Source organism: Amycolatopsis sp. NPDC043889, assembly GCF_056435645.1.
Window position 1 is genome coordinate 87,142 of the sequence record NZ_JBWKEC010000003.1, and the last position, 15,124, is coordinate 102,265.

The window sequence follows — 15,124 nt, forward strand, 5'->3', positions numbered from 1 at the left end:
CGCTAAACGCGACGCGGGCGCGGGGCGAAGGTCGCCTTGGCGAGGAGGGCACCGGCGAGGACGGGCGCCAGCCCGATCAGCAGCAGGAAGACGCCGGTGTCCTTGCCCTCGATCAGCGGATGCCACCAAAGCGGCGTCACGGCGATGTCGACGACGTCACCCCGCTCCGGGAACGTTCCGAAGGACATCCACCGCAGGTCCTTCACCTCGTGCGTCTCGCCGTCGAGTTCGTAGGTGCCGTCCACCAGGTTGCCGTTGCCGCAGCTGGTGCAGCTCGAAGTGCTCGCCTCCGCCCGCAGCGTCGCGGTCACGGTGAGCCGCGCCTCGGGGGCGAGCCCGGTCAGCGCGGTCAGCGCGTTCACCGCGAGCGCCAGCCCCGGCAGCACCAGGGCGAGCGCGACGACCGTGCGCGCCACCAGCGACAGCGTCGACAGCGGCTGTCGTCCGGCCGTTTCCCGGCGCCTGTTGAGCGGACCGCGGAGCCCGGCGAGCGGGCCTCGCCGTCCGCCGAGCCAGCCGGCGTCGCTGGTGTCGGACGCGGCCGCCACCGAATGAAAGTCCGCGTCTTCCCAGTCCACTTCGGACGCCAGGACGGCCAGACGGCGCGAGTCGGCGAACATCATCTCTTCGGTCAGCGTCCCGGCTTCGGAGGTCCACAGTGAACCGCCGTGGAAGGCGACTTCGCGGACCCGGAACCACGGATCGCCTTCGAACAGCGCGCGGACGCCGGGGGAGAGAAGAGCCTCGGCGAACCCCGGATCGGACGTCGTCACGGTGAACCGGCGGTCGAACTCCGTGCCGGTCTCGAACCGCTGCAGCAGGGCATCCGGCTTCGGCGCCCCGACGGTGTTCCGCGTGATGCGGGCGTCCTCCAGCGGCGTGAACCGCTCCGGCTCGAAAGCACCCGTCGCGGGGGTGATGACGACCGATGGCACGACCGGCGTCCGAAGCTGGATCAGGGCGTACGTCCCATCGGTCAGGTCAGCTGTCCTGGCCAGCTCCGGGAAGTCCGCCGAGCCGCCGAGCCGGTACTCGACCCCGAGCAGGCGGTGCCCGTTGTGGTCGAACTCGACCGCGGTCACCACCGACTCGGGCGACGCGTGGGTGACGGCGATCCCCCGCGAGGGGAGTACGCCGAAGCTAGGCTCACCGGATCCGTCGAGCCTGCCGATCCACGTCTTCTGCCGATACCCCCGCCAGGCCGCCAGAGCCGCGATGACCAGGGGGAACGCGAACCACAGCCAGCCGGGCACCGCGCTGCCGGACCCCGCCGAGAGCCAGTACAGCGACGTCTCGGAGACGAGGATCCCGCAGAGCGCGTAGCTGACGGCGGCCGCGGTGGGCCGCCGTCCGTCGAATCGCCCGCCGAACAGCAACAGCGCCAGGGCCAGGGTGTATCCACCGGCGATGAGCCACGGCCCGGCCAGCTGATCGTCCATCGGGCGACCCTACTGGTCCATGTCGAGGTTCTCGCGCGTCTCCTCTTCGCTGTGGCGACCGCCGGTCCGGCCGTACTCCTGCCCGGCGGTGACGTTCTTCGTGTTGTCGATGACCTTGTTCGCGACGTCGAAGGCTGCCTTGCCCTGGTACGCCGAACCCTTCGACAGATCGCTGGGGTTGACCCCGACCACCTGCTTGATCGCCTGGTTCGGCACACCCTTGAGGACGTCCTTCGCGGCGTCGCCGAAGGTGCCCAGCTGAGTCCCGGAGCCCTTCGCGAACGCGCCGACGATCGCCTTCTCCTGGCCGGGGGTCATCCCGACCTTGCCGGCCTTCGTCAGCTTCGAACCCTGTTTGACCAGGTCGTCGGTCCACTTGAGCATGAAGCCCATGAACTTGTCGAGCAGCTTGCCGAGTTTGCCGAGGTGCTTGGTGATCTTGCCCATCGCGCTCGCGGCCTTGGCGATCGTCGCGGTCATCGCGGCGGCCACCGACGAGCCGAGGCTCACCACCGAAGCGGCCAGCGCGGGCAGCCAGATGTAGATGGCCCAGGTGACCAGCTCGGAGATGATCGATTTGACGACCTCTTCGATGACGGTCATCACCATCGACCACATCTGCAGCGTCTCGGCCACCGTCCCGGCGCTGTTGCCGATGCCCTTGATACCGACGGCGAAGTCGCCGAGCGCGTTCCTGGCGGCGTCGCCCGCGTCGCCCACCCAGTCCTTCAGGGACTCGTCGCCGGTCTTGACGAAGTCGTCGGCCAGCGTGACGAAGCCCTTGGCGATGTTGCCGAAGTTGCCCGCCGCGGTCTTGAGCGCCGGGCCGTCACCCGTGACGAAGTGCAGCGCGTCCTGCAGTGGCTGGATCAGCTCGATCAGGATGTTGAGGCCGTTGCTGACCAGCCAGCCGACCGGGTCGAGCACGAAGCTCGCGAGATCCGCGCCGGCCCCCGCGATGAACCCGGCGCCGTCCTGTACCAGCTGCCCCCCGGCGGCCACCAGGTCGCCGGGGCCCTGCGCGGTGCTGAACTTCTCGTAGGCGTTGGCGACGGTGGTGACGCCCTTGCCCGCGATCGGCACCTTCTTCGCCGCGTCGAGCGCGTTCTTGCCGAAGCTGTCGTCACCCGTGATCTTGACGCCGGCGGCGATGCTCGCCTTCTCGTCGGTCATGCCGTCCCCCAGCTCACTTCGGTCCGTCGATCTTGGCTTCGTACTTCCCCAGGGTGATCGTCGCGTCGTTTTCGAAGCCGTTGTAGATCGACGCCGCCTGGGTCATCTTCCCGGAGAACGAGTCGACCCCGGTCTTCATCAGCTCGAGCAGCTCACGCAGGTCGGCGAGTTTGCCGGTGTAGGTCTGCTTCACCGCGAGCCCGATCAGGCCCCACGACTTGTCCGTGACGTCCGCCTGGTCGACGAGATCGCCGAATTTGCCGGCCTCGTCCTTGTAATAGCCGAGCTTGTTGGCGTAGTCGGTCAAGGCCTGCGTCTTGACCGCGTGCCCGCCTGGTCCGGTCATCGGTGATCCTCCTCGTCGAACAGGTTCTTGAGGAACTGGTCACCGGCCGAGTTCCCGCCGGACGGCGCCGGCCCGGGAGTCGGTTCGTCCGACCGCCGGAGCACCGTCTCCTCGCTGAAGTCGTCTTCGTTCCGAGGGCGGCGCGCGGTGTTCTGTGGTGGCTCCTCCGACATCTGAGACCGCAGATCGTCCGCCGTGGTTCCCAGCGCTTCCGCTTGGGCTTCGAGGACCTGTTCTTCGACGTTCAGATGGAAGGCTCCGCCGAACTGCGCGTCGACGATCCCCGCCTGCTTCCGTGCCGCGTCGGCCACCGCGGTGTGCAAAGTGGACAGAATGGCGGCGGCGAGCTGTTGTGGCTGCTGCCGAAGGGCTTCCGGGCTGAGACGAATGTCCTTCACGGACCCGCCGGGCCCCGCGACGACGGTGACCGAGCGGTCCGGCGATGTCGCCACCGACTCCAGTTCCGCCAGTTCGCCCTGCATCTCGCCGACCTTCGCGAACTGCGTCTCGGCCTGTTTGATCTTGGATTGGAATTTCTCGAACTCGGCGACCAGCTGTTCGAACTCGGCCGACATGGAGCCTCCCCGTGCAAGTGCGTGTGACCGCTATCACCGCGGCCATCGTGACCTATTCACGGGTCTGACGCGATGGCGTGCTTTCCGGATCCATCCGGCTCACCCGATAGGGGAATAGGTAGCGTGGTCCGCCGAGCAGGGCGGTATCAGTACGGACGAGGGGAGGCGTCGTGGACGCCGAGCAGAAGGAAAGCAGCGAAGAACCCAGGCGGGGGAGTCACGCGGCGCCGGAGGGGGCACCCGTGCATCCGTTGATCGATCTCTCCCGGGACCCGCATCCGGGCCGGGCGGACCACGCCAAGCCCGACGAGGAATGAAGGCCGGGCGCGCAGCGCGTCCGGTGAGGGCGATGGCGGGGCCGGGGTGGAGAACCGGCCCGAAACGCCGTTCCATCAGGGTCGCCGCGGCATGACGCCCGGCACGATATAGTTATCGACCCCCCGATTTGGCCGGTCCGGAAGTGGCCGGGTATCTTTGGAGACCGTGCCCGGCAGGCGTCGGGCCGTCCCGTGTGCCGTGCGGCATGGACGGGGTGCTCAGGCATCCGGTCCGAAGGCTTCGCCCACGCGGGATCCGACGGAAAATCCCTACGGGAAGTTACCGGTCGCGAGACCGTGACGCGGGCCGACACGCCCGACCGCGGGGGCCGGAGACAACACGTAGTAGCAAGATCGCGAACAGAAAGCTGGTCCATTGCCCACGATCCAGCAGCTGGTCCGTAAGGGCCGCCAGGACAAGGCTGCCAAGCAGAAGACCGCGGCCCTCAAGGGGAGCCCGCAGCGGCGTGGCGTGTGCACTCGCGTGTACACCACAACCCCCAAGAAGCCGAACTCGGCGCTTCGCAAGGTCGCTCGTGTGAAGCTGACCAGCGGCATCGAGGTCACCGCCTACATTCCCGGTGAAGGCCACAACCTGCAGGAGCACTCGATGGTGCTCGTGCGCGGTGGTCGTGTGAAGGACCTGCCGGGTGTCCGTTACAAGATCATCCGCGGTTCGCTCGACACCCAGGGTGTCAAGAACCGTAAGCAGGCGCGCAGCCGGTATGGCGCGAAGAAGGAGAAGAGCTAATGCCCCGCAAGGGTCCGGCCCCGAAGCGGCCGCTGATCTCTGACCCCGTCTACGCATCCCCGCTGGTCACCCAGCTGGTGAACAAGGTGCTGAAGGACGGCAAGCGGTCCCTGGCCGAGCGCATCGTCTACGGCGCCCTCGAAGGTGCTCGCGAGAAGACCGGCACCGACCCGGTCGTCACGCTGAAGCGCGCCCTCGACAACGTGAAGCCCACCATCGAGGTGAAGAGCCGCCGCGTCGGTGGTGCCACCTACCAGGTGCCGATCGAGGTCAAGCCGGGCCGCTCGACGACCCTCGCGCTTCGCTGGCTGGTCTCCTTCTCGCAGGCCCGTCGCGAGAAGACCATGATCGAGCGTCTGCAGAACGAGCTCCTCGACGCGAGCAACGGCCTCGGCGCCAGCGTGAAGCGGCGCGAGGACACGCACAAGATGGCCGAGTCCAACAAGGCCTTCGCGCACTACCGCTGGTGATGTCCGCCCGGCTGCCGATCAAAGCCTTGCCGGGCCCCAATTTTGAGACAGGGGAACACTCTCGTGGCACGTGAAGTGCTGACCGACCTGAACAAGGTCCGCAACATCGGCATCATGGCCCACATCGACGCCGGTAAGACCACCACCACCGAGCGGATCCTGTTCTACACCGGGGTCAACTACAAGATCGGTGAAGTCCACGATGGCGCCGCCACCATGGACTGGATGGAGGAGGAGCAGAAGCGGGGTATCACCATCACCTCGGCTGCCACCACCACTTTCTGGGCCGATCACCAGATCAACATCATCGACACCCCGGGCCACGTCGACTTCACCGTCGAGGTGGAGCGTTCGCTCCGCGTGCTCGATGGTGCCGTCGCCGTCTTCGACGGCAAGGAGGGTGTCGAGCCGCAGTCCGAGCAGGTCTGGCGTCAGGCGGACAAGTACGAGGTTCCTCGTATCTGCTTCGTCAACAAGATGGACAAGCTCGGCGCGGACTTCTACTTCACCGTCCGCACCATCGAGGAGCGCCTCGGCGCCCGCCCGCTGGTCATCCAGCTGCCGATCGGCGCCGAGAACGAGTTCGAAGGCGTCGTCGACCTGGTCCGCATGAAGGCGCTGACCTGGCGCGGCGAGGTCCAGAAGGGCGAGGACTACGCCGTCGAGGAGATCCCGGCCGAGCTCGCCGACAAGGCGGCCGAGTACCGGGAGAAGCTGGTCGAGGCCATCGCCGAGACCGACGACTCCCTGATGGAGAAGTTCCTCGAGGGCGAGGAGCTGTCCGAGGCCGAGATCAAGGCCGGCATCCGGAAGCTCACCGTGAACCGCGAGGCGTACCCGGTGCTCACCGGTTCCGCGTTCAAGAACAAGGGCGTCCAGCCCATGCTCGACGCGGTCATCGACTACCTTCCGTCGCCGCTGGACGTCCCGGCCGTCGAGGGCACGCTGCCCGACGGCGAGACCGTCGTGTCGCGCAAGCCGTCGACCGAGGAGCCCTTCTCCGCTCTGGCGTTCAAGATCGCCGCGCACCCGTTCTTCGGCAAGCTGACCTACATCCGGGTGTACTCGGGCAAGGTCGCCTCCGGCGCGCAGCTGATCAACGCCACCAAGGAGCGCAAGGAGCGCATCGGGAAGCTCTTCCAGATGCACTCCAACAAGGAGAACCCGGTGGACGAGGCCCAGGCGGGCCACATCTACGCGGTCATCGGCCTGAAGGACACCACCACCGGTGACACCCTCGCCGACCCGCAGAACCCGGTCGTCCTCGAGTCGATGACGTTCCCGGCGCCGGTCATCCGCGTCGCGATCGAGCCGAAGACCAAGGCCGACCAGGAGAAGCTGTCCCTGGCGATCCAGAAGCTGGCCGAAGAGGACCCGACGTTCCAGGTCAACCTGGACGAGGACACCGGCCAGACGATCATCGCAGGTATGGGCGAGCTGCACCTCGAGGTGCTGGTCAACCGCATGAAGTCCGACTACAAGGTCGAGGCGAACATCGGTAAGCCGCAGGTCGCCTACCGCGAGACGGTGCGCAAGACGGTCGAGAAGCTCGACTACGTGCACAAGAAGCAGACCGGTGGTTCCGGTCAGTTCGCGAAGGTCATCGTCAAGCTCGAGCCGCTCGAGTCCACCGACGGTGCCCTCTACGAGTTCGACAACAAGGTCACCGGTGGCCGCGTGCCGCGGGAGTACATCCCGTCGGTCGACGCGGGCGCACAGGACGCCATGCAGTACGGCGTGCTGGCCGGCTACCCGCTCGTCGGGTTGAAGTTCACCTTGTTGGACGGCGCGTACCACGAGGTCGACTCTTCCGAAATGGCCTTCAAGATCGCCGGCTCCATGGCGATGAAGGAAGCCGCGAAGAAGGCCGGTCCGGTCATCCTCGAGCCGCTGATGGCCGTCGAGGTCACCACGCCCGAGGACTACATGGGCGATGTGATCGGCGACCTCAACTCCCGCCGTGGCCAGATCCAGGCCATGGAGGAGCGCGCCGGTACCCGTGTCGTCAAGGCACTGGTCCCGCTGTCGGAGATGTTCGGTTACGTCGGCGACCTGCGTTCGCGTACGCAGGGACGTGCCAACTACTCCATGGTGTTCGACTCCTACGCCGAGGTTCCCGCGAACGTCGCGAAGGAAATCATCGCGAAGGCGACGGGGGAGTAGTTCCCGTCCGCTCGCGGGCATAAGGAACACTCCTGAACGTCCGCAGCATCCGTCAAGAAACGAATCCCCGTCCGACAGCCACGTTGGCCGGTGAGTAAGCAAAACAGTCCAGGAGGACATTCCAGTGGCGAAGGCGAAATTCGAGCGGACCAAGCCGCACGTCAACATCGGGACCATCGGTCACGTCGACCACGGTAAGACCACTCTGACCGCGGCGATCACCAAGGTTCTGCACGACAAGTACCCCGAGCTGAACACCGCTTCGGCGTTCGACCAGATCGACAACGCGCCGGAAGAGAAGCAGCGCGGTATCACGATCAACATCTCGCACGTCGAGTACCAGACCGAGAAGCGTCACTACGCCCACGTGGACGCCCCCGGTCACGCGGACTACATCAAGAACATGATCACCGGTGCGGCGCAGATGGACGGCGCGATCCTCGTGGTCGCGGCGACCGACGGCCCGATGCCGCAGACCCGTGAGCACGTGCTGCTCGCGAAGCAGGTCGGCGTGCCCTACATCGTGGTCGCGCTGAACAAGGCCGACATGGTCGACGACGAGGAGATCCTGGAGCTCGTCGAGCTCGAGGTCCGCGAGCTGCTGTCCTCCCAGGACTTCCCGGGTGACGACGCTCCGGTCATCAAGGTCTCCGGCCTGAAGGCCCTCGAGGGCGACGCCAAGTGGGGCGAGAGCGTTCTCGAGCTGATGGAAGCCGTCGACGAGAACGTGCCGGACCCGGTGCGCGAGCTTGACAAGCCGTTCCTGATGCCGATCGAAGACGTCTTCACGATCACCGGCCGTGGCACGGTCGTGACCGGCCGTATCGAGCGTGGCCGCGTCAACGTGAACGAAGAGGTCGAGATCGTCGGCATCAAGGAGAAGTCGACCAAGACCACCGTCACCGGTGTCGAGATGTTCCGCAAGCTGCTCGACCAGGGTGAGGCCGGCGACAACGTCGGTCTGCTGGTCCGCGGTATCAAGCGCGAGGACGTCGAGCGCGGCCAGGTCGTCGTGAAGCCGGGCACCACCACCCCGCACACGGAGTTCGAGGGCTCGGTCTACATCCTGTCGAAGGACGAGGGTGGCCGTCACACCCCGTTCTTCAACAACTACCGCCCGCAGTTCTACTTCCGTACCACGGACGTGACCGGCGTCGTCACCCTCAAGGAGGGTGTCGAGATGGTCATGCCGGGCGACAACACGGACATCAGCGTCGTGCTGATCCAGCCGGTCGCCATGGACGAGGGTCTGCGTTTCGCCATCCGTGAGGGTGGACGGACCGTGGGCGCCGGCCAGGTCACCAAGATCATCAAGTGATTTAACGCCGACCCGGGGGTCTGATACACCCCCGGGTTCAAGGCGTCAAATCACGTGTGCGACACTATTCAGGTTGCTCGTCCTGGGGCGGCCGAACTCGTACTTCTTCGGAAAACGGGTTCCGGCCGCCCTGGTATGAGCGGCCACGGTCCGCGGAGCACTTCCTTCGGGTGAGGCTAGCGGGCAAGGGCGTTTGAGACGGCGATCAAGCATTTCCGCCGGCTCGATGCCTCCTCACGTTGAGGAAGACCAGGCAAGACGAAGATCCCGCGGGATCCGTCTGTGCGTCGGGCTCGACACGCCCGACCGCGTGGACCGGGGACAGGGCCGTTGAACTGGGAAGACCTCAGTCAGACTGAGGTTTGAAAAGACAAAAGCGGCACGAGACGACAAGGAACGAGCAGCCACCATGGCGGGACAGAAGATCCGCATCCGGCTCAAGGCCTACGACCACGAGGCGATCGACACCTCGGCGCGCAAGATCGTCGAGACGGTCACGCGCACCGGCGCCCGTGTTGTCGGGCCGGTGCCGCTGCCCACCGAGAAGAACGTTTACTGCGTCATCCGCTCGCCGCACAAGTACAAGGACTCGCGCGAGCACTTCGAGATGCGCACGCACAAGCGTCTGATCGACATCCTCGACCCGACGCCGAAGACGGTCGACGCGCTCATGCGCATCGACCTGCCGGCGAGCGTCGACGTCAACATCCAGTAGCAGCGGCTGGCGAGCGGCGGAGAGTAAGAGACTCATGTCTGACAGGCAAGTGAAGGGCATCCTGGGCACCAAGCTCGGCATGACCCAGGTCTTCGACGAGAACAACCGGGTCGTCCCGGTGACCGTCGTCCAGGCCGGGCCGAACGTGGTCACCCAGGTTCGGACCCAGGAGAACGACGGCTACAAGGCCGTGCAGCTGGCTTTCGGCGCGGTCGACCCGCGCCGGGTGAACAAGCCGCGCACCGGCCACTTCGACAAGGCGAGCGTGACCCCGCGTCGTTACCTTGCGGAGCTGCGTACCACCGACGCCGAGACCTACGAGGTCGGCCAGGAGATCACCGCCGAGGTGTTCGAGGCCGGTATCGAGGTCGACGTGACCGGTACCAGCAAGGGCAAGGGCTACGCCGGTGTCATGAAGCGTCACGGCTTCAAGGGCCAGGGCGCGAGCCACGGTGCCCAGGCCGTGCACCGCAAGCCCGGCTCGATCGGTGGCTGCGCCACCCCGGGCCGTGTCTTCAAGGGCCTGCGCATGGCGGGCCGGATGGGCAACGACCGGGTCACCACGCAGAACCTGACCGTGCACGCGGTGCGTGCCGAGGACGGCCTGCTGCTGATCAAGGGCGCCGTGCCCGGTCCCAAGGGCGGCCTGCTGTTCGTTCGCAGCGCCGCGAAGGGTGGTAACTGAACATGACCAGCGTCGAGCTGAAGACCCCGGCCGGTAAAGCCGACGGCACGGTCGAGCTCCCCTCGGAGATCTTCGACGTGCAGGCCAACGTGCCCCTCATGCACCAGGTCGTGGTGGCCCAGCTGGCCGCCGCCCGCCAGGGCACGCATGACACCAAGACCCGCGGTGAAGTCCGCGGTGGTGGCAAGAAGCCGTACCGCCAGAAGGGCACCGGCCGCGCCCGCCAGGGTTCGACCCGTGCGCCGCAGTTCGTCGGCGGTGGTGTCGTCCACGGCCCCACGCCGCGCGACTACACCCAGCGGACCCCGAAGAAGATGAAGGCCGCCGCTCTGCGTGGCGCCCTCTCCGACCGGGCCCGTGCCGGACAGTTGCACGTCATCACCGAACTGGTGACCGGCGAGAAGCCGTCCACCAAGTCCGCCAAGGCCGCCATCGCCGCGGTGACCCAGGCCAAGCGCGTTCTCGTGGTGCTGCACCGCGACGACGAGCTGGGCTGGAACTCCGTGCGCAACCTGGCCGAGGTCCACATCATCACGCCCGACCAGCTCAACACCTACGACGTGTTGGTCAACGACGACGTGGTGTTCACCAAGGCCGCTTACGACGTGTTCGTCGCCGGCCCCGTCCGGGGCAAGGGCGCGAAGGCTTCGGCTCGGTCGAGCGAGGTTGAAGGGAGTGACGAGCAGTGAGTGCGATCGCCATCCCCGATCCCCGCGACATCTTGCTCGCGCCGGTGATCTCCGAGAAGTCCTACGGGCTGCTCGAGGACCACAAGTACACGTTCATCGTCCGCCCGGACGCCAACAAGACCCAGATCAAGATCGCGGTCGAGAAGGTGTTCGGCGTCAAGGTGGTCAGCGTCAACACGGCCAACCGCCAGGGCAAGCGTAAGCGGACTCGCGCCGGCTTCGGCAAGCGCAAGGACACCAAGCGCGCCATCGTGACTCTTTCGGCTGAGAGCAAGCCGATCGAGATCTTCGGCGGACCCACCGCGTAAAGGACTGAGCTGACACATGGGCATCCGCAAGTACAAGCCGACGACCCCGGGTCGTCGCGGTTCCAGCGTCTCCGACTTCGCCGAGATCACTCGGTCCACCCCGGAGAAGTCGCTGCTGCGTCCGCTGAGCAAGTCCGGCGGCCGTAACTCCAGCGGCAAGATCACCACCCGGCACAAGGGTGGTGGCCACAAGCGTGCGTACCGGCTGATCGACTTCCGCCGGAACGACAAGGACGGCGTTCCCGCCAAGGTCGCGCACATCGAGTACGACCCCAACCGGTCCGCTCGTATCGCGCTGCTGCACTACGCCGACGGCGAGAAGCGCTACATCATCGCCCCGGAGAAGCTCAAGCAGGGTGACACGGTCGAGAACGGCCCCCGTGCCGACATCAAGCCGGGTAACAACCTGCCGCTGCGCAACATCCCGGTCGGCACCGTGATCCACGCGATCGAGCTCCGCCCCGGTGGCGGCGCGAAGATGGCGCGGTCCGCCGGTGCCAAGGTGCAGCTGGTGGCGAAGGACGGGCCGTACGCCCAGCTTCGTCTCCCGTCGGGCGAGATCCGCAACGTCGACGTGCGCAACCGCGCCACCATCGGCGAGGTCGGCAACTCCGAGCACTCCAACATCAACTGGGGCAAGGCGGGCCGTAACCGCTGGCGCGGCAAGCGCCCCACCGTCCGTGGTGTCGTCATGAACCCGGTCGACCACCCGCACGGTGGTGGTGAGGGTAAGACCTCCGGTGGTCGCCACCCGGTGAACCCGAACGGAAAGCCCGAAGGCCGCACCCGCCGCCGCAAGGCCTCCGACGCCATGATCGTCCGCCGCCGGCGTACCGGCAAGAAGCGCTGAGCAGGGAGGTAGAAGAACATGCCACGTAGCCTCAAAAAGGGCCCCTTCGTGGACGACCACCTGCTCAAGAAGGTGGACGCTCTCAACGAGTCGGGCAAGAAGACCGTGATCAAGACGTGGTCGCGTCGCTCCACGATCATCCCGGATTTCCTGGGTCACACGATCGCTGTGCACGACGGCCGCAAGCACGTCCCGGTGTTCGTCACCGAGGCGATGGTGGGTCACAAGTTGGGCGAATTCGCGCCGACTCGGACCTTCAAGGGCCACATCAAGGACGACCGCAAGTCGCGCCGCCGCTGAGCGGGCACGAGAGAACAAGGAAGCTAGCGATGAACGCCCAGAACGACGTGGCCGAGGCTCTGCCGACGGCTTACGCGCGGGCTCGCTTCGTCCGGGACTCGCCTACCAAGGTGCGCCGGGTGATCGAGCTGATCAAGGGACGTAGCGCCGCCGACGCCTTGGCCGTGCTCCAGTTCGCCCCGCAGGCGGCAAGCGAGCCGGTCGCGAAGGTGCTCGCCAGCGCCGTGGCCAACGCCGAAAACAACCTCGATCTCGACCCGGACACCCTCTGGGTCAAGAACGCCTACGCCGACGAGGGCCCGACCCTCAAGCGCATCCGTCCGCGGGCCCAGGGCCGCGCGTACCGGATCCGCAAGCGGACCAGCCACATCACCGTCGAGGTGGAGTCGCGTCCGAAGGCCGAGGCCAAGAAGGCACAGGGCAAGAAGAAGGCAGGTGGCCGGTAGTGGGCCAGAAGATCAACCCGCACGGCTTCCGCCTGGGTATCACCACGGACTGGAAGTCGCGTTGGTACGCCGACAAGCAGTACGCGGAGTACGTGGCCGAGGACGTCAAGATCCGGAAGCTGCTGTCCACGGGCATGGAGCGCGCCGGGATCTCCAAGGTCGAGATCGAGCGCACCCGTGACCGGGTCCGCGTCGACATCCACACCGCCCGGCCGGGCATCGTCATCGGCCGTCGCGGCGCGGAGGCCGACCGCATCCGCGGCGCGCTGGAGAAGCTGACCGCCAAGCAGGTCCAGCTGAACATCCTCGAGGTCAAGAACCCCGAGGCCGACGCCCAGCTCGTCGCTCAGGGTGTCGCGGAGCAGCTGAGCAACCGTGTGGCGTTCCGCCGCGCGATGCGCAAGGCGATCCAGACCTCCATGCGTTCGCCGCAGGTCAAGGGCATCCGCGTGCAGTGCGGCGGTCGTCTCGGCGGTGCCGAGATGTCCCGCTCCGAGCACTACCGCGATGGCCGCGTCCCGCTGCACACGCTGCGTGCCGACATCGACTACGGCTTCTTCGAGGCCAAGACGACGTTCGGTCGCATCGGCGTGAAGGTGTGGATCTACAAGGGCGAGCTCGTGGGTGGCCTCAAGGCCAAGGAGGCGCGTGACGCCGCCGCGGCCGCCGAGCGTGCCCCGCGCCGTGACCGTGGTGACCGTCCGTCCCGACCGCGCCGTTCCGGCTCGTCGGGCACGACGCCGACCTCGACCGAAGCCGGTCGGGCTGCCGCCGCCGCCAAGAGCGACGACGCCGCCCCCGCGGCCACCGAGGCCCCGGCTGCTGAGACTGCAGAAAAGACGGAGGGCTGACACGTGCTCATCCCGCGCAGGGTCAAGCACCGGAAGCAGCACTCCCCGAAGCGCCACGGTGCCGCCAAGGGCGGTACGAAGGTGAACTTCGGCGAGTACGGCATCCAGGCGCTTGAGCACAGCTACGTGACCAACCGGCAGATCGAGTCCGCTCGTATCGCCATGACGCGTCACATCAAGCGTGGCGGCAAGGTGTGGACGACCATCTACCCGGACCGCCCGCTGACCAAGAAGCCGGCGGAAACCCGCATGGGTTCCGGTAAGGGTTCGCCCGAGTGGTGGATCGCCAACGTGAAGCCGGGCCGCGTGATGTTCGAGATCTCGTTCCCGAACGAGGAGACCGCCCGCGAGGCGCTCCGTCGCGCGATCCACAAGCTGCCCATGAAGTGCCGCATCGTGACCCGTGAAGGTGGTGAGTTCTGATGGCGAAGGCAGGTGCCGCCCAGGCATCGGAGCTGCGTGAGCTCACCGCGGAAGAGCTCGTTCTGCGTCTGAAGGAATACAAGGAGGAGCTCTTCAACCTCCGTTTCCAGATGGCGACCGGACAGCTCGACAACAACCGCCGTCTGCGCACCGTCCGTACGGACATCGCGCGGATCTACACGGTCATGCGCGAGCGTGAACTCGGCCTGTCCGTTTCCCCTGACGCCGAGAGTGAAGGTGCCGCATGAGCGAGCAGCCCAACGCTGAGGCGGCCCCCCGCAACGACCGCAAGGTCCGTGAGGGTTACGTCGTCTCGGACAAGATGAACAAGACGATCGTGGTCGAGCTCGAAGACCGCAAGAAGCACCGTCGTTACGCCAAGGTTCTCCGCAGCACCAGCAAGGTCAAGGTGCACGACGAGAACAACGAGGCGGGCGTGGGCGACCGGGTCACCCTGATGGAGACCCGCCCGCTGTCGGCGACCAAGCGCTGGCGTCTGGTGCAGATCGTGGAGAAGGCCAAGTAAGTAGGGCTCTCTGAGTCCCTTAGTTCCGCAAGGCTCGCGGCTGAAACATCGAAAGATGAACGCGAGAACCAGCGCGACATACAGGAGTAGACGTGATCCAGCAGGAGTCGCGGCTTCGGGTTGCCGACAACACGGGCGCGAAGGAAATCCTTTGCATCCGCGTTCTCGGTGGCTCGGGGCGGCGCTACGCGGGCATCGGCGACATCATCGTCGCCACCGTGAAGGACGCCATGCCGGCCGCCGGCGTGAAGAAGGGTGACGTCGTCAAGGCGGTCATCGTTCGCACGCGCAAGGAGCGCCGTCGTCCGGACGGTTCTTACATCCGCTTCGACGAGAACGCTGCTGTGCTCATCAAGAACGACAATGAGCCCCGCGGCACCCGCATCTTCGGGCCGGTCGGCCGCGAGCTGCGCGACCGAAAGTTCATGAAGATCATTTCGCTCGCGCCGGAGGTGTTGTAGAGCATGAAGGTGAAGAAGGGCGACACGGTCGTCGTCATCGCCGGCAAGGACAAGGGTGCCAAGGGCAAGGTCATCCAGGCCTACCCCGAGCGCGAGCGCGTGCTGGTCGAGGGCGTGAACCGGATCAAGAAGCACACGCGGATCTCCCAGACCCAGCGCGGCGCGCAGTCCGGCGGCATCGTCACGCAGGAAGCGCCCATCCACGTCTCGAACGTGATGGTCGTCGACTCCGACGGCAAGCCGACCCGGGTGGGCTACCGCATCGGCGAGGACGGCAAGAAGGTCCGGGTCTCGCGCCGGAACGGTAAGGACATCTGA

Annotated in this window: 22 protein-coding genes; 18 read left to right on the top strand and 4 right to left on the bottom strand. The window is 66.5% G+C overall.

The window, feature by feature from the left end; all coding sequences use genetic code 11:
• Positions 1 to 2: 2 nt before the first annotated feature.
• The 4 genes from AC0685_RS08335 to AC0685_RS08350 are packed head-to-tail and all read right to left on the bottom strand — an operon-like array spanning position 3 to position 3,533.
• A complete protein-coding gene (locus tag AC0685_RS08335) occupies positions 3 to 1,439 on the bottom strand; it encodes a hypothetical protein (protein ID WP_478224965.1) in 1,437 nt (478 codons plus the stop codon).
• Between the two features lie 9 nt (positions 1,440 to 1,448).
• Positions 1,449 to 2,612, bottom strand: coding sequence for a hypothetical protein (locus tag AC0685_RS08340; RefSeq protein WP_478224966.1), 1,164 nt, complete (start codon positions 2,610 to 2,612; stop codon positions 1,449 to 1,451).
• Positions 2,613 to 2,625: 13 nt separating this feature from the next.
• Entirely contained in the window at positions 2,626 to 2,958 is a 333-nt protein-coding gene (locus tag AC0685_RS08345) for a hypothetical protein (protein ID WP_340684760.1), read from the bottom strand.
• On the bottom strand, positions 2,955 to 3,533 hold the full coding sequence (locus tag AC0685_RS08350) for a YbaB/EbfC family nucleoid-associated protein (protein ID WP_478224967.1): 579 nt from the start codon (positions 3,531 to 3,533) through the stop codon (positions 2,955 to 2,957). The genes AC0685_RS08345 and AC0685_RS08350 overlap by 4 nt, the downstream gene beginning before the upstream one ends.
• A gap of 170 nt (positions 3,534 to 3,703) precedes the next feature.
• On the opposite strand from AC0685_RS08350, the gene AC0685_RS08355 reads away from it, so the two are divergent.
• From AC0685_RS08355 to rplX, 18 genes are all read left to right on the top strand, one after another.
• A complete protein-coding gene (locus AC0685_RS08355; RefSeq protein ID WP_091597937.1) occupies positions 3,704 to 3,850 on the top strand; it encodes a hypothetical protein in 147 nt (48 codons plus the stop codon).
• 376 nt (positions 3,851 to 4,226) lie between these two features.
• Complete coding sequence (gene rpsL / locus AC0685_RS08360; RefSeq protein WP_003102113.1) at positions 4,227 to 4,601, top strand: 30S ribosomal protein S12; 375 nt, start codon at positions 4,227 to 4,229, stop codon at positions 4,599 to 4,601.
• Complete coding sequence (gene rpsG, locus AC0685_RS08365) at positions 4,601 to 5,071, top strand: 30S ribosomal protein S7 (protein WP_007031033.1); 471 nt, start codon at positions 4,601 to 4,603, stop codon at positions 5,069 to 5,071. The genes rpsL and rpsG overlap by 1 nt, the downstream gene beginning before the upstream one ends.
• A 63-nt stretch (positions 5,072 to 5,134) precedes the next feature.
• Positions 5,135 to 7,234, top strand: a complete 2,100-nt coding sequence (fusA, locus tag AC0685_RS08370) for an elongation factor G (protein WP_125679956.1) — start codon at positions 5,135 to 5,137, stop codon at positions 7,232 to 7,234.
• Positions 7,235 to 7,358: 124 nt separating this feature from the next.
• On the top strand, positions 7,359 to 8,552 hold the full coding sequence (gene tuf / locus AC0685_RS08375) for an elongation factor Tu (protein WP_007031035.1): 1,194 nt from the start codon (positions 7,359 to 7,361) through the stop codon (positions 8,550 to 8,552).
• 409 nt (positions 8,553 to 8,961) lie between these two features.
• A complete protein-coding gene (gene rpsJ / locus AC0685_RS08380; RefSeq protein ID WP_003102098.1) occupies positions 8,962 to 9,267 on the top strand; it encodes a 30S ribosomal protein S10 in 306 nt (101 codons plus the stop codon).
• Positions 9,268 to 9,301: 34 nt separating this feature from the next.
• Positions 9,302 to 9,952, top strand: coding sequence for a 50S ribosomal protein L3 (rplC, locus tag AC0685_RS08385; RefSeq protein ID WP_007031036.1), 651 nt, complete (start codon positions 9,302 to 9,304; stop codon positions 9,950 to 9,952).
• A gap of 2 nt (positions 9,953 to 9,954) precedes the next feature.
• Positions 9,955 to 10,641 (top strand): 50S ribosomal protein L4, encoded by a 687-nt coding sequence (gene rplD / locus AC0685_RS08390; protein ID WP_192747829.1) that lies wholly within the window; start codon positions 9,955 to 9,957, stop codon positions 10,639 to 10,641.
• A complete protein-coding gene (rplW, locus tag AC0685_RS08395; protein WP_005166778.1) occupies positions 10,638 to 10,949 on the top strand; it encodes a 50S ribosomal protein L23 in 312 nt (103 codons plus the stop codon). The genes rplD and rplW overlap by 4 nt, the downstream gene beginning before the upstream one ends.
• A 16-nt stretch (positions 10,950 to 10,965) precedes the next feature.
• Positions 10,966 to 11,799 (top strand): 50S ribosomal protein L2, encoded by an 834-nt coding sequence (gene rplB, locus AC0685_RS08400; RefSeq protein WP_005166779.1) that lies wholly within the window; start codon positions 10,966 to 10,968, stop codon positions 11,797 to 11,799.
• An 18-nt stretch (positions 11,800 to 11,817) separates the two neighbouring features.
• Positions 11,818 to 12,099 (top strand): 30S ribosomal protein S19, encoded by a 282-nt coding sequence (rpsS, locus tag AC0685_RS08405; protein WP_003102083.1) that lies wholly within the window; start codon positions 11,818 to 11,820, stop codon positions 12,097 to 12,099.
• A 29-nt stretch (positions 12,100 to 12,128) separates the two neighbouring features.
• Complete coding sequence (gene rplV / locus AC0685_RS08410; RefSeq protein ID WP_005166780.1) at positions 12,129 to 12,545, top strand: 50S ribosomal protein L22; 417 nt, start codon at positions 12,129 to 12,131, stop codon at positions 12,543 to 12,545.
• Complete coding sequence (gene rpsC / locus AC0685_RS08415; RefSeq protein WP_340684758.1) at positions 12,545 to 13,396, top strand: 30S ribosomal protein S3; 852 nt, start codon at positions 12,545 to 12,547, stop codon at positions 13,394 to 13,396. Before rplV ends, rpsC begins: the two co-directional genes overlap by 1 nt.
• Before the next feature lie 3 nt (positions 13,397 to 13,399).
• Entirely contained in the window at positions 13,400 to 13,819 is a 420-nt protein-coding gene (gene rplP / locus AC0685_RS08420) for a 50S ribosomal protein L16 (protein WP_005166782.1), read from the top strand.
• On the top strand, positions 13,819 to 14,067 hold the full coding sequence (rpmC, locus tag AC0685_RS08425; RefSeq protein ID WP_007031040.1) for a 50S ribosomal protein L29: 249 nt from the start codon (positions 13,819 to 13,821) through the stop codon (positions 14,065 to 14,067). The genes rplP and rpmC overlap by 1 nt, the downstream gene beginning before the upstream one ends.
• Entirely contained in the window at positions 14,064 to 14,345 is a 282-nt protein-coding gene (gene rpsQ, locus AC0685_RS08430; protein WP_007031041.1) for a 30S ribosomal protein S17, read from the top strand. The genes rpmC and rpsQ overlap by 4 nt, the downstream gene beginning before the upstream one ends.
• A gap of 92 nt (positions 14,346 to 14,437) precedes the next feature.
• On the top strand, positions 14,438 to 14,806 hold the full coding sequence (gene rplN / locus AC0685_RS08435; RefSeq protein WP_005166785.1) for a 50S ribosomal protein L14: 369 nt from the start codon (positions 14,438 to 14,440) through the stop codon (positions 14,804 to 14,806).
• 3 nt (positions 14,807 to 14,809) lie between these two features.
• Entirely contained in the window at positions 14,810 to 15,124 is a 315-nt protein-coding gene (rplX, locus tag AC0685_RS08440; protein WP_005166786.1) for a 50S ribosomal protein L24, read from the top strand.